12 protein-coding genes are annotated in these 13,901 nt (G+C 70.6%); 4 read left to right on the forward strand and 8 right to left on the reverse strand.

The genetic code is table 11. The annotated features are described in order from the left end of the window. Window positions 1-19: 19 nt before the first annotated feature. The 7 genes from ACIA8X_RS31345 to ACIA8X_RS31375 all read right to left on the reverse strand — a co-directional run bounded on the left by ACIA8X_RS31345 (window position 20) and on the right by ACIA8X_RS31375 (window position 6,665). Window positions 20-883, reverse strand: a complete 864-nt coding sequence (locus tag ACIA8X_RS31345) for an alpha/beta hydrolase (RefSeq protein ID WP_399459701.1) — start codon at window positions 881-883, stop codon at window positions 20-22. Between the two features lie 178 nt (window positions 884-1,061). Further along, entirely contained in the window at window positions 1,062-1,316 is a 255-nt protein-coding gene (locus ACIA8X_RS31350; RefSeq protein ID WP_393444162.1) for an EF-hand domain-containing protein, read from the reverse strand. Window positions 1,317-1,458: 142 nt separating this feature from the next. Continuing rightward, complete coding sequence (locus tag ACIA8X_RS31355; RefSeq protein ID WP_393444385.1) at window positions 1,459-2,538, reverse strand: FecCD family ABC transporter permease; 1,080 nt, start codon at window positions 2,536-2,538, stop codon at window positions 1,459-1,461. Window positions 2,539-2,540: 2 nt separating this feature from the next. Beyond that, entirely contained in the window at window positions 2,541-3,545 is a 1,005-nt protein-coding gene (locus ACIA8X_RS31360; RefSeq protein ID WP_393444160.1) for a FecCD family ABC transporter permease, read from the reverse strand. Between the two features lie 48 nt (window positions 3,546-3,593). After that, window positions 3,594-4,637 (reverse strand): ABC transporter substrate-binding protein, encoded by a 1,044-nt coding sequence (locus ACIA8X_RS31365; RefSeq protein ID WP_393444158.1) that lies wholly within the window; start codon window positions 4,635-4,637, stop codon window positions 3,594-3,596. A 179-nt stretch (window positions 4,638-4,816) separates the two neighbouring features. Continuing rightward, the gene (locus tag ACIA8X_RS31370; protein ID WP_399459702.1) at window positions 4,817-6,448 is read right to left on the reverse strand and encodes a cellulase family glycosylhydrolase; all 1,632 of its coding nucleotides are present in this window, start codon (window positions 6,446-6,448) and stop codon (window positions 4,817-4,819) included. Between the two features lie 34 nt (window positions 6,449-6,482). Next, on the reverse strand, window positions 6,483-6,665 hold the full coding sequence (locus ACIA8X_RS31375; RefSeq protein WP_399459703.1) for a cellulose binding domain-containing protein: 183 nt from the start codon (window positions 6,663-6,665) through the stop codon (window positions 6,483-6,485). A 92-nt stretch (window positions 6,666-6,757) separates the two neighbouring features. Here ACIA8X_RS31375 and ACIA8X_RS31380 point away from each other — a divergent pair, with 92 nt between their 5' ends. Further along, complete coding sequence (locus ACIA8X_RS31380) at window positions 6,758-7,543, forward strand: cyclase family protein (protein ID WP_393444151.1); 786 nt, start codon at window positions 6,758-6,760, stop codon at window positions 7,541-7,543. After that, window positions 7,540-9,180, forward strand: coding sequence for a thiamine pyrophosphate-binding protein (locus tag ACIA8X_RS31385; protein ID WP_399459704.1), 1,641 nt, complete (start codon window positions 7,540-7,542; stop codon window positions 9,178-9,180). Before ACIA8X_RS31380 ends, ACIA8X_RS31385 begins: the two co-directional genes overlap by 4 nt. 79 nt (window positions 9,181-9,259) lie before the next feature. Here the strand turns inward: ACIA8X_RS31385 and ACIA8X_RS31390 are convergent, their stop codons facing one another. Next, window positions 9,260-10,705, reverse strand: coding sequence for a glyceraldehyde-3-phosphate dehydrogenase (locus ACIA8X_RS31390; protein WP_393444147.1), 1,446 nt, complete (start codon window positions 10,703-10,705; stop codon window positions 9,260-9,262). Between the two features lie 123 nt (window positions 10,706-10,828). On the opposite strand from ACIA8X_RS31390, the gene ACIA8X_RS31395 reads away from it, so the two are divergent. After that, window positions 10,829-11,788, forward strand: coding sequence for a LysR family transcriptional regulator (locus ACIA8X_RS31395; protein WP_393444145.1), 960 nt, complete (start codon window positions 10,829-10,831; stop codon window positions 11,786-11,788). Between the two features lie 153 nt (window positions 11,789-11,941). Further along, entirely contained in the window at window positions 11,942-13,864 is a 1,923-nt protein-coding gene (locus tag ACIA8X_RS31400; RefSeq protein WP_399459705.1) for a collagenase, read from the forward strand. Window positions 13,865-13,901: the final 37 nt, after the last annotated feature.

Raw genomic sequence — 13,901 nt, forward strand, 5'->3', positions numbered from 1 at the left:
TGACCTCGGCCTCTTCGGGTCATTCCGCGTCCGTCAGGAGCCCGGCGAGGTCGCCCAGGACCCGCGCCGCCGGTGCTGGGTCGACCAGCCACTTCAGGTGACTGCCCTCCAGGGTGCGGACGTCGTACGGGTTGTCCGGGGTGAGCGCGTCACCCTCGCGGATCAGCCGGTCCTGCAGGGCGAGCGGCAGGCTCGTGTCGCCGGCCAGCCGCACATAGGTCTTCGGGATACGGCCCCAGGTCGCGGCCTGCGCCCGGTCGGCGGAGGTGCCGACGTCCAGGTTCTCGTCGGGCTGGAAGGTGTTGAGGAAGGTCAGGAACTCGTCGTCGGTGCCGTCGGCGAAGAAGGCCTCCTTGAACGCCGCGAGGGCTGCCGGGTCCGCGGTGCGGAAGTTGACGCGGAGCAGGCCGAGTTCGGCCGGGTTCCCGGCCATCGCGAGAGCCAGGGAGGCGGGGTCGACCGTGGCCATCTCCGGCTCGGCGTAGTAGTCGCCGACGTCGAGAGCGACCGGGCACCAGGCCGAGACATAGACGATGCGGTCGATGAGGTCCGGTCGCGCGTTGGCCGCCGCGGTGGCTGTGACACCGCCGCGGCTGTGCGCGACGAGGATCACCGGGCCGTTCCGTTTGGCCCGCTCCAGGATCCCGATCAGGTGCGCCGCGTTGTCGGCGAGCGTCATGCCCTTGATCGCGCCGGGCGCGGTGGCGAGTCCTTCGAGATCCTGCGGCGCCTGATAGGCGCGCGGGTAGGTCGCCGCGAATCCGTGACCGGGCAGGTCCACCGCGACCGAGCGGTGCCCGAGGAGGCCGAGCTCGGCCTGGAGGGGTGCGAAGGAGAAGGAGTTCGCGAAGGCACCGTGCACCAGGACGAAGGTCGGTTGCATCTGTTTGCTCACTCTCTGGCCTGAACTGCATCGGCTGCGTCGGCGGCACGCGGGCAGTCGCCCGGTACCGGCATCCGACCCTAGTCAGGGCAAGATCATTCGCACTACCTGAATAAGTCACTCCGCATGGGGCCGCGCCACATCCCCGCCCGAGCGGGGTGTTGGGAAACGCCGGGCGTCAGTGCCAGCCGAACCGGCGGTCGATCACGGCGGTGAACTCCTCCAGGGTCAGTACCTCGTCCCCGTTCTGGTCGGCGGCGTCGAACAACGCGGAGGAGGCGTTCTCGTCTCCCACGGCCCAGAACGGCAGGTCGCCGGACGCGGCCAGGGACGGGCCCTTCGTGCGCAGGGCGATGATCACCTCTGCGCGGGTCAGGGTCCCGTTGTGGTCGAGGTCGAGCGCCTCGAACAGCTTCCGGGCCTTCTCACTCATCGTGCCACCCTCGTTCCTGATGTCGGCAGGCGGCCGACCCACCCCGCTCCCCACGGAAGACGCTTCCGCACTCTTACAGGTTGCCTCCATGGGCGGCCACGCCGCAGGTCATCCGCCGAGCGGCCGGTGGCCGCCCCGAAGGTCAGGCACCCCTGCCCGAGCGAGCCCGGGTCCGGGCGATCAGCCACATCAGATACGGCGCCCCGACCGCCGCCGTGAGCACGCCCACCGGCAGCTCGACCGGGGAGAACAGACGGCGGGCCAGCAGGTCCGCGACGAGGACGATCGTGGCGCCGGTGAGCGCGGAGGAGAGCAGCGGAATCTGGGCGGTACGGGTCAGCCGGTGGGCGATCTGCGGGGCGAGCAGCGCCACGAAGTCGACCGGGCCCGCGGCGCCGGTCGCCACCGACGCCAGCACCACCCCGACCGCGGTGAGCCCCAGCCGGACCGGACCGAGCCGTACGCCCAGCGCGGTCGCCATGCTGTCGTCCAGGGACACCATGCGCTGGGCGTACGCCGCCCACAGCAGGGCCGGGACCAGCGCCAGCAGGACCCAGGCGAGGGGCGCCGCCTGGTCGTACCCCCGGCCGTTGAGCGAACCGGTCAGCCAGACCTTGGCCTGCTGGGCCACCAGATAGTCGCCCTTGGTGAGGAACAGCCGGGTCAGCGAACCCAGCGCGATCGACACACCGATGCCGACCAGGACGAAACGCGTGGCGTGCAGGCCGCCCCGCCAGGCGAAGACGTACACGAGCGCGGCGGCCGAGAGCCCGCCCACGACGGAGACGTACGGCAGGGCGGCGTACGACGTGATCCCGAAGGTCATCGCCGTCACCGTCGCCGCGCCCGCACCATGCGTGACGCCGATGACGTCGGGACTGGCCAGGGAGTTGCGCGCGACGGACTGGATCAGCGCACCGGAGACACCGAAGGCCGCGCCGACCAGCAGACCCGTCACCAGGCGGGGGAGACGCAACGTGCCGACGACCAGCTCGTCGGGGCTCGGCTGCCCGAGCAGCACACGGACGACCTCCGTCGGGGAGACGTACGACTCCCCGACGCACAGGGACACGACGACCGTCGCCGCCAGTACGACGGCAAGCAGGACCACGACGGCACCCGCCCGGCGGTGCAGCAGGAAACTGCGGTCCCCGACGCGGACGACGCTGTAGCCGGAGGGGCGCAGCCGCCCCGGCGCGGGGCTCGTTCGCTCAAGAGGCAGGGTCACGTCGCCACCGTCGCCTTCCTGCGTACGAGCGCGACCAGGAACGGCACGCCGAGCAACGCGGTCATCACGGCCACCGGCACCTCCGAGGGCGCGAAGACGAGACGGCCCAGCACGTCGGACACCAGGATCACCGTGGGACCCAGCAGCGCGGACAGGGCGAGGACCCAGCGGTGGTCGGCGCCCACCAGCGCCCGCGCGATGTGCGGGACGGCGAGCCCGACGAACGCGATCGGACCGGCGACCGCGACGGCGACCCCGGTCAGCACGGTCGCGGCGAGCGCGCCCAGGGCCCGCACCAGGCCCACCCGATGACCGAGCCCCCTGGCCACGTCGTCGCCGAGCGCGAGGGCGTCCAGACCCCGGGCCACGGCGGCGACCAGCACCAGCCCCACCAGCAGGAACGGCCAGGTCTGCGCGACGATCGCACCGTCCCGTCCGGCGATCGAGCCGACGTCCCAGAAGCGGAACTCGTCCAGGGCCCGGGCGTCGGTCGTGACGATCGCGGAGACCACGGAGGCGATGAACGCGTTCATCGCGGCCCCGGCCAGCGCCAGCTTGACCGGCGAGGCGCCGCCGCGTCCGCTGCCCGCCACCGCGTAGGCGGCCACCGCGGCGAGCCCCGCACCGGCGAACGCGAACCAGACGTAGCCGGCGGGCGTGTGAACCCCGAGGAACGCGATCGCGCAGACGACGCCCAGCGAGGCGCCCTGGCTGACGCCGAGGACGCCGGGTTCGGCGATCGGATTGCGGGTGATGCCCTGCATGACCACCCCGGCGACCGCCAGGGCGAGCCCGACCATCACGCCGATGACCGTGCGGGGCACGCGCAGTGCGCGCACGACCTGCGCGTTGTCACCGGTGCCGCCGTGCAGCAGGGCGTCGAACACCTCGCCCGGGGCGATCTGGCGGCTGCCGAGGGCGAGGCTGAGCAGGACGGCCAGGAGCAGCAGGAGCATGCCCGCGACCGTCCAGGCGAGGCGTCGCCGGGTGGCACGGGACATGCGGTTCCTTCTGCTGTTTCTCGTTCTTGCCGGTCGCTCGCTCTGGCCTTACTCGGCCAAATACTTCTCCAGGTCCGCGACGACCTCGTCGGCCGCAGTGACGCCCAGGCCCAGGTACCAGGTCTCGTCCGGTACGTCGTACGCGTGACCGGCCTTGACCGCCTTGAGGTTCTTCCACAGCGGGTTGCCCTGGGCGCGGGACTTGTCGGTGGCCTTCGGGTCGCCGTACACGCCGGTGAAGATGTAGTCCCCGTCGGCCTGGTCGATGTTCTCGGCGCTGACCTCGGCGGCCAGGTCCTCGATGTCCTGGTTCTTCGGGCGCGGGATGCCGGCGTCCTTGAGGATCGTGCCGATGAACGAGGCGTTGGCGTAGAGCCGGATCACGCCGTCGGGCATGAACCGCACCATCGACACGCTCGGCTTGTCGGCACCGAGCTCGGCGTCGAGTGCGTCGACCTTCTTGTCGTACGCGGCGAGCTTCGCCTTGGCCTCGGCGGTCTTGTCCAAGGCCGAGGCGTTCAGGAGGTAGTTCTCCTTCCAGGTGAAGCCCGGGCGGATGGAGAAGACGGTGGGCGCGATCTTGGACAGCTCGTCGTACTTGTCCGCGGCGCGCAGCTGGCTGCCGAGGATCAGGTCCGGCTTGAGGCCGGCGATCGCCTCCAGGTTGAGGTTGTTGATGGTGCCGACGTTCGCCGGGGTGCCCGCGTCCTTCTTCAGGTAGGAAGGCAGCTCGGGGGAGCCCTCGGTGGGGGCGAGGCCGACCGGCTTGATGCCGAGCGAGACGACGTTGTCGAGCTCGCCGACGTCCAGGACCACGACACGCTTGGGCTGGGCCTCGATGACCGTCTCGCCCATGGCGTGCTCGATGGTGCGCGGCCACTGACCGGGCTTGGCGTCGGTTCCCATCGCCGCGGTCTTCTTCGCGGCGGAGGCGAAGTCCTTGCCGCCCTTGGCCACGTCCTTCTTGTCGGCGGCTCCGGCCGCGGAACCCTTGTTGTCCGCGCTGTCGTTGGCACCGCCGCAGGCCGCGAGGGACAGGGCGGCGGCGACGGCAAGAGCGACGGCGGCAGTGCCGCGGCGCCGGTGAAGCATGGCAAGGCTCCCTTGGAGATACATGGGTCGGCCATTAGGCCAGCCTCACCTTATCCGGATCTTTCGTGTGCCCTACATGTGAGTCTGTGTGGTCCCTGTCACGGTCCTGTGGTGCAGACGTGCGGTTCCTTGGCGCCCTGTGCCGACAGGGCGCCAAGGAGGTCGGGTGCCGGCGAGGGTCAAGTCAGTGAGCAGGCGGAGTCGTTGAGCGTGAAGGCCGCGGGGCCGGGGTTCGTGCCGCTCTTGGTGGCCGTGAAGCCCAGGGTGACCGAACCGGCCGGGGCGATCGACGCCGTGTACGACACGGAGGTGACGCTCACCTCGGCGCCGCTCTGGGCCGCGGTGCCGCCCCACAGGTTGCTGACGCGCTGGCCGTCCGGGAAGGTCCAGCGCAGCGTCCAGCCGTTGATCGCCGAGCTGCCGGTGTTGCGCAGGACGATCTCGCCCTGGAAGCCGTCGGGCCACTCATTCGTCACCCGGTAGGCGACACCGCATGCCGTGGACGAGCCGCCGGAGGACGTCGTGACGCTCACCGTGCCCGAGCGCTGCGAGCGGTTGCCGGCGGCGTCGCGGGCGTAGACGGCGAAGGTGTACGAGGTCGCCGGGGCGAGGCCGGTGACCGTGGCGGAGGCGGCGGTCGTACTGATGGCCGCGACCTCGCTCGTGCCGTCCATGCGCACCACGTCATAGCCCGTGACGCCCGTCGCGTCGGTGGCGGCGGCCCACACCAGCTTCACCGACGACGACGTCACCTCCGAGGCGGTCGGTGTCCCGGGAGCGGTCGGGGGAGTGGTGTCGCCGCCGCCCGAGGCGTAGATCGTGGCTTCCTTCGAGGTGGCGGCGATTCCGTTGGCGCCGTTGAAGACGCGCTGACCCCAGGAACTCAGCTGGTCGGCATTGAAGTTGACCGCCAGGTCGAGGATCGGGTCGGTGTTGCCGCTCCAGGACCAGGCCAGATAGCCGAGCCGGAGCTGCTGGGCGGCGGCCATCATGGTGTCCTCGTCCGGGTCGCCGTACTGGTCGGGCGGGCCTCCGAACTCGCCGATGAGGATGGGCAGTTCGGCGTTGACGAAGGTGTTCAGGTAGTCGGTGATCTCCTGGGCCGTGTCGTAGAAGCTGTACATGTGGATCGAGAAGATCAGGTTGCCGGTGGGGTCGGCGGCGTAGACGGATTTGGCGTTGTCCCGCATGACGCCCTGCCAGTCCTGGCCCCAGTTGGGCGCGTCCACCATGATCGTGTGGGCGAAGCCGGCGTTGCGCAGCTTCTTGATCGCGGCGATGGTCGGATCGGTCCAGCCGGCCGGATTGGTGTTGCCCCAGGGCTCGTTGCCGATGTTGATGACGACGTAGTTCTCCTGGCCCTCCAGCACGCTCTTCAGGCCGATCCAGTAGTCGGCCGCCTGGTCGAGGGTCCCGGCCGCGGCCTCCTCTCCGTAGCCGGTGGTGTCGTGCACCTCCAGGACACAGATGAGCCGGTTGGCCTTGCACTGGGCGATGACGTTCGCCACGTCCGAGGCACTGTTCGCGGTCCAGCGGTGGCCGTCGGCGAGGACCACCCGGACGGTGTTGGCGCCCAGCGCCTTGATGTCGGCCAGCGACTGGGTCTGGTTCGGGTACCAGGTGTGGGCGTGGTTGACGCCCCGCATGACGAAGTCGTTGCCGTTGCCTTCGACCAGACGGCCGTCGCTGATGTGGATGCCGGTGGCGGCCGCCTGGGCGGGCGTGGCGGAGGAGAGTAACGGCAGGAGCAGGCCCAGGAGGGCGGCCACTACGGCGGCCACTCGTGGGGCGGTGCGGGTGCGGGATCTCATGGCGGCTCCCAAGATTCGATGGGGTGACGATGCGTCAGGAGAACGTGGTGCGCGCCGTGCAAGTGACAGTCGCCGACGGGGCGTTGGTCGTTGCCGGGGTACCGGCGATGAATCCGAACGAGGCGCTCGCACCTGGCGCGAGGGCGCCGTTCCAGTCCGCGTTGGTCACCGTGACCTCGCCACCTTTCCCGAGCGTGGTGGGAGCGCTCCCATGCACACATCAAGCCCATATTGTCATTGACGCGTCAAGAGGTGGGGGCGGGACTGAGATGCTGTGAGTGCGAGCACCGTCCGACCGAGGAGACGCCCATGTCCGAGCCGTCCGTCCTTGCCGCGCTGGTGTCCGGTCTGCGGGGTGGATCGATCGAAGTCGTCGACCTCACGTCGCCCTTGTCGTCGTCGACACCGGTGATCCAACTGCCGCCCCAGTTCGGGCAGACCGCCGTCTTCGAGCTGGAGGAGATCAGCCGGTACGACGACCGGGGCCCCGCCTGGTATTGGAACAACTTCCGCAGCGGCGAGCACACCGGCACCCACTTCGACGCCCCGAACCACTGGGTCACCGGCAAGGACCTCACCGACGTGGCCTCGGTGCCGGCCGGCAGGCTGATCGCACCGGCGGCCGTGCTGGACTTCACCGCCGAGGTGGCCAAGAACCCCGATTTCGTCGTCGAGATCGACCATGTGAAGGCGTGGGAAGCCGAGAACGGCCCCTTGCCCGAAGGCGGTTGGCTGCTGCTGCGCACCGGCTGGGACACCCACTCGCACTCCCAGGAGGCGTTCCTCAACGCCGACGAGAACGGCCCGCACACCCCCGGTCTGTCCGCGGAGTGCGCCCGCTGGGTCGCCGAGGAGTCACCGGTGATCGGGCTCGGCGTGGAGACGGTGGGCACGGACGCCGGAGGCGCGCACTCCTTCGACCCCGCCTATCCCTGCCACTCCTACCTCATGGGCAGCGACAAGTACGGCCTGACGCAGTTGCGGAACCTCGCCGCACTGCCGCCCACCGGCTCCGTCGTCGTCGCGGGACCGCTGCCGATCGTCACCGGCTCCGGGGCCCCCGCGCGCGTGCTCGCGCTGGTGGAGCGCTCATGAAGGTCGCGGAAGCGGTCGGCCGGGCGCTGTGCGCGGCCGGGGTCGGCCAGGTCTTCGGGGTCGTCGGTTCGGGCAACTTCCACGTCACGAACGCGATGGTCGCGGCGGGGGCACGGTTCGTCGCCGCACGCCATGAGGGCGGCGCGGCGACGATGGCCGACGCGTACGCCCGGACCAGCGGCACGGTCGCCGTGGTGAGCGTGCACCAGGGTCCCGGGCTGACCAACGCGATGACCGGGATCGCGGAGGCGGCCAAGAGCCGTACGCCGCTCGTCGTGCTCGCCGCCGAGGTGACCGAGCCCAGGTCCAACTTCTACGTCGACCAAGAGGCGTTGGCGCGCGCGGTGGGGGCGGTCACGGTTCGGGTTACGTCGGCGGAGGACGCCGTCGAGCAGGCATGCGCGGCGGTGGGGCTGGCGGTGCGGGAGCGGCGTACCGTCCTGCTCAACCTCCCGCTGCCGGTGCAGGCGTTGGACGTCCCCGACGGCGCCCTGGCGCAGGCGGCGCCACCGGCGGAACGGGCCGCCGTCGAGCCGGAGGCCGAAGGCGTGGCGGCCCTGGCGGAGTTGCTCGGGCAGTCCCGGCGGCCGGTCTTCGTGGCCGGCCGGGGATCACGCGGTCCCGGCAGCCGGGCGGCACTGGAGGCACTCGCCGAGCGGTACGGCGCCCTGCTCGCGACCTCGACCGTCGCGCGCGGCCTCTTCCACGGCAACCCCTGGTCACTGGACATCTCCGGCGGCTTCGCCTCGCCCCTGGCATCCGAACTCATCCAGGGCGCCGACCTGATCGTCGGCTGGGGCTGCGCGCTCAACATGTGGACGATGCGGCACGGCCACCTGATCGGCGCCGACGCCACCGTCGTGCAGGTCGACGACGACCCGTCGGCACTCGGCGCGCACCGGCCGGTCCACCTCGGAGTCACCGGCGACGTCCGGCTCACCGCGCGCCAGGTCTTCGACGCGGGCGGCGAGCAGCGGCAGGGCTACCGGAGCCCGGAGACCGGGGCGGCGATCGCGGCTCGGGCGCGCCTGCGCGACGTGCGGCACGAGGACACGAGCACGCGCGAGCGGATCGACCCGCGGACGCTGAGCATCGCGCTCGACGACATCCTGCCCGCGGAGCGGGTCGTCGGCGTGGACTCCGGCAACTTCATGGGCTACCCGAGCGCGTACCTGTCGGTGCCGGACGAGAAGGGCTTCTGCTTCACGCAGGCCTTCCAGTCGATCGGCCTCGGCCTCGCGACCACGATCGGCGCGGCGCTGGCCCAGCCGGACCGGCTGCCGGTGGCCGCGCTCGGGGACGGCGGTGCGCTGATGGGCGCCGCCGAGCTCGACACGGTGCGGCGGCTCGGGCTGCCGATGGTGGTCGTCGTGTACGACGACGAGGCGTACGGCGCCGAAGTGCACCACTTCGGACCCGACGGGCACCCGCTGGACACCGTCCGCTTCCCTCCGACGGACATCGCAGCCGTGGGCCGGGGCTATGGCTTCGAGGCGGTGACCGTGCGGACGCGGGCCGATCTGAAGGCAGTGGTGGACTGGGTCGCGGGGCCGCGCTCCGCGCCGCTGCTCATCGACGCCAAGGTGGTCGCCGATCGCGGGTCCTGGTGGCTTGAGGAGGCGTTCCGCGGCCACTGAGCACGGGCTCGAAGCCCGCGACGTCGACCCGCCCGCCCCCTCACATGCGCCGTGGGCAGGCGGGTCGACGTCGGCGGGATCAGACCGCCGGTCCCGGGAAGGTCGGGTACTCCACCCCGGAGACGTGCTGGACGACGCGGATGACCTGGCAGGAGTAGCCGAACTCGTTGTCGTACCAGAGGTAGAGGATCGCGTTGTCACCGTCGACCTTGAGGGCGCCGGCGTCCACGATCGAGGCGTGGCGCGAGCCGATGAAGTCGCTGGAGACCGCGTCGGGCGCCGTGATGAAGTCGATCTGGCGGCGCAGCGGCGAGGTCAGCGACACGTCGCGCAGGTAGTCGAGGACCTCCTCGCGGGTCGTCTCGCGCCCCAGCTGGAGGTTGAGGATCGCGATCGAGACGTCCGGCACCGGCACACGGATCGAGCTGCCGGAGATCTTCGCCTTGAGGTCGGGCAGCGCCTTGGCGACGGCGGAGGCGGCGCCCGTCTCGGTGATGACCATGTTCAGCGGCGCGGACCGGCCGCGGCGCTCGGACTTGTGGTAGTTGTCCAGCAGGTTCTGGTCGTTGGTGAACGAGTGGACGGTCTCCACGTGGCCGCGCAGCACGCCGTACTCGTCGTCCATCGCCTTCAGCGGCGGCACTATGGCGTTGGTGGTGCAGGAGGCGCAGGACAGGATCTGCTCGTCCGGCTTGAGCGTGTCGTGGTTGACGCCGTGCACGATGTTGGGGACGTCGCCCTTGCCGGGTGCGGTCAGCACGACCTTGTCGATGCCGGGGCGCAGGTGCTCGGACAGGCCCGCGCGGTCGCGCCACTTGCCGGTGTTGTCGATCAGGATGGCGTTCTTGATGCCGTACGCCGTGTAGTCGATCTCCGACGGGTCGTTCGCGTAGATCACCTTGATGGCGTTGCCGTTGGCGAAGATCGTGCTGTTCGCCTCGTCGACGGTGATCGTGCCCTGGAACTGGCCGTGGATGGAGTCACGGCGCAGCAGCGAGGCGCGCTTGACGATGTCCTCGTCCCCGCCGCCGCGGACCACGATGGCGCGCAGCCGCAGGCCGTTGCCCGAGCCGGACTTCTCGATCAGCAGGCGGGCGACCAGGCGGCCGATCCGGCCGAAGCCGTAGAGGACGACATCGCGTCCCTCGCCGCCCTCGATCTTGTTGGCGCCGGTGGCACCGGCGACGGCCTCGGCGGTGAACGCCTCCACGGACAGACCGCGGTCGTCGGCCTTGTACGTCGCGGCCAGCATGCCGATGTCGATCTGCGACGGGCCCAGGTCGAGCGAGGTGAGGGCCTGCACGAAGGGCAGCGTCTCGGTGACCGAGAGCTCCTCACCGGCGATCTGCCGGGCGAACCGGTGGGTCTTCAGGATGCTGACCACCGACTTGTTCACCAGGGAGCGGCTGTGGAGGAGGACGGTGACGTCCCGCTCCCGGTGCAGCTTCCCGATGAGCGGGATCATCGACTCCGCGATCTCCTCGCGGTTCTTCCAGTTGGTGAACGAGTCGTCGTTGACAGTCACGGGCCTATCTTTCGAGCTAGGAGGCGCTCATATGCTAACCGCAGGGTGCGACGATCGTTCAAGCAGGGTCTCGGGGTACGTGAATACCCCGTATTGAGGTGATTTGCCGGACTGGAGGGGTGGATGGAGCTGGAGCTACGGCACCTGAGGGTGCTGTGCGCGATCGCGGACGCGGGGAGCGTGGGCCGGGCCGCGGCGGAGCTGGGGTACACGCAGCCCGCCGTGAGCACCCAACTCCGGCGCATCGAAGGCCACTTCGGTGAGCCGCTGTTCGAGCGAAGGGCGACGGGGGCGCGGCCGACTCCGTACGGCGTCGAGGTGCTCGCGCAGGCCCGCGACGTGCTGGCCCGCGCCGAGGCGATCGGGCGCCGCCCCGCCGCCGGTGCCGGGCCGGCCCGGCGGACCCTGCGCGTGGCGGCGACCAACTCCCCGGTGCTGGCCGGCATGGTGTCCAGGCTCCGTGCCCGGCTGCCGGATGTGTCGCTCGCGGTGAGCAGTGTGTACGCCTCCTCGCGCATCGTCGAACTCCTGGAGGAGGGGGCCGTGGACGCGGCGATCGCCGCGGACTACCCCGGACGGGAGCTGGAGCACTCCGATGCGGTGGCCCATCGCGGCATCGTCACCGAGCCGAACTTCGTGGCCATGCCGGCCCGGCATCCGCTCCGGCACCGCGCCCAGGTCGCGCTCGTCGATCTCGCCGAGGAGGCCTGGTTCGTGACGCCGGACGACGGGGCCGGCTGGCCGGGCGTCTTCTACACGGCATGTGCGGCGGCCGGATTCACGCCGGTGGCCGTGCATGAGTTCCTCGGCGACCGGCTGCAGTTGCAGGGCATGATCGCGGACGGCCTCGGTGTGTCCGTCGTCCAGGGAACCCTGCGGCCGATCCCGCAGGTCGTCGTCAAACCGCTGACCGGCACACCGCTGTGGTGCCGCTATGTGCTGGCGTGGCGGCGGGACGCCGTCGCCGAGGGCGTGGTGGAGACGCTGACGCAGTGCGCCACCGCCTCCTATCGTGAACTGGTCGGCCAGTCCCCGCACTTGAGGACCTGGGCCGCCCGCACGTGGAGTGCGACCGGGGTGTAGGGCCGCCTCGCCGTGGCGCTGCGGCCGGTGTTATGACCGGCCGGTGCCATGTGCTATGTCACACGGCATTGTTGGCGCGCGGTGGCGCTGAGACAGTGCCTCACACGCCTCAGCACCCGTATCGAGGCGCATCAACTCCCTGGAGGAATCCCGATGCGCTACCGCTTCGTGCTGCCCAGACGCATGCTCGGCGCGCTCGCCGTCTGCGCCACCCTCTCCGGCCTCCTGTCCACGCCCGCGCTCGCCGCACCACCGGCCGGCCCGGACGGCACGCCCTCCGTGACCACGCCCCGCACGACGACCCCACCCCCACCGCCGACCGCCTCGCTCACCGACCCCGCCGCCCGTACCGCCGTACAGAAGCAGGCACTCACCCCGGACCGACTCCCGCCCCTGACACCGACGCCCGCCCAGGACCCGCCGCCCAAGGGAGCCGCCGCCAAGGCGAAGGCGTGCAGTCCGGGTGACTTCGGCGGGCGGAACGGCGCGGAACTCGTGACGTTCGTGAAGGCGTCGACCACCGAATGCGTCAACACCCTGTTCGCGGTGACGGGTTCGGACGCCCACGCCGTCTTCCGCGAGCCCCAGATGATCACCGTCGCGCAGGCGTTCACGAGCACGGCCCAGACCTACGACGGCGACAACTCGTCCCAGGTGCTGCAACTCGTGCTGTTCCTGCGCGCCGGGTACTACGTGCAGTCCAACTACCCGGACGACGTGGGCCCTTACGGCACATCGCTCGCCCGCGCCACCACCATCGGCCTCGACACCTTCTTCGCCCGCCCGCACTCCAGGGACGTCACCGCCGAGAACGGCGACGTGCTGGGCGAGGTCGTCGTCCTGACCGACAGCGCCGACCAGCAGGCCCGCTATCTCGGCGTCTACCAGCGGACCTTGCAGGACTACGACAGCTCCTACGACGGCATCCGCAGCATGCTGGCGGCCGTCAACGCCGTCCACACCCCGCTGTGGCGCGGCAACTGGAACCCGGAGTACGTCAAGGCGGTCACCGCCGACCCGTCCGTCACCCGGACCCTGCACGCCTTCGCGCTGGCCCACCTCGACCTGCTCGGCACCGACCACGCCTACCTGACCTCCAACGCCGGGATGAACCTGGCCCGTTACGTCGAGCACGCCGAATTGCGGCCCACGGTCCGCCCTCAGGCCAAGGACCTCCTGGACTCGTCCCGCATCACCGGACCCACGGCAGGCCTCTGGGTGGCCGTGGCGACGCAGGCCGACGCCTACGACCGGGCCGACTGCGCCTACTACGGCGTCTGCGACCTGACCGGCCAACTCACGCGCGCGGCCCTGCCGATCACCCACGACTGCGACACCACGCGCACGATCCACGCCCAGTCGCTCACCTCGGCCGACCTCGCCGCGGCGTGCGCCAGCGTGCTGGGCCAGGACGCATACGTCCACGACGTCGTCAAGGACGACGGACCCATCCCGGGCCAGTACCTGTCGACCCTCGACCTCGCCGTCTTCGCCAGCGCTCAGGACTACCGGACGTACGCCGGAGCGATCTTCGGCATCAACACGGACAACGGTGGCATGACCGTGATCGGCGACCCGACGGACCCCGCCAACAAACCCTTCGCGGTCATGTACCAGAAGAGCCAGGACACCGGACACGCCGCCCGGATCTGGAACCTCAACCACGAGTACACGCACTACCTCGACGCCCGCTACAACCTGAAGGGCGACTTCGGGCAGCAGACGTCGGTGCCGGACGTCTGGTGGATCGAGGGCGTCGCCGAGTACGTCTCCTACGGCTACCGGCGCATCACCTACGACCAGGCCGTCACGGAGGCGGGCAGGCACACGTACCGGCTGAGCACGCTGTTCCAGAACACGTACGCCAACAGCGACGTGACCCGCACCTACCCGTGGGGCTACCTCGCGGTCCGGTACATGGTCGAGCGACACCCGGCGGACATCCAGCGCATGCTGGCCCGCTTCCGCGTCGGGGACTACGAGGGTGGCTACGCCGTCTACACCTCCGACATCGGCACCCGTTACGACGCCGACTTCGACGAGTGGCTGACGGCGTGCGCCGCCGGTGCCTGTTGAGGGGTCGGCTTCGACGCCCTCATGCAAGTGCCCGTCC

The organism is Streptomyces sp. NPDC051738, from assembly GCF_044453205.1.
Lineage (GTDB): Bacteria > Actinomycetota > Actinomycetes > Streptomycetales > Streptomycetaceae > Streptomyces.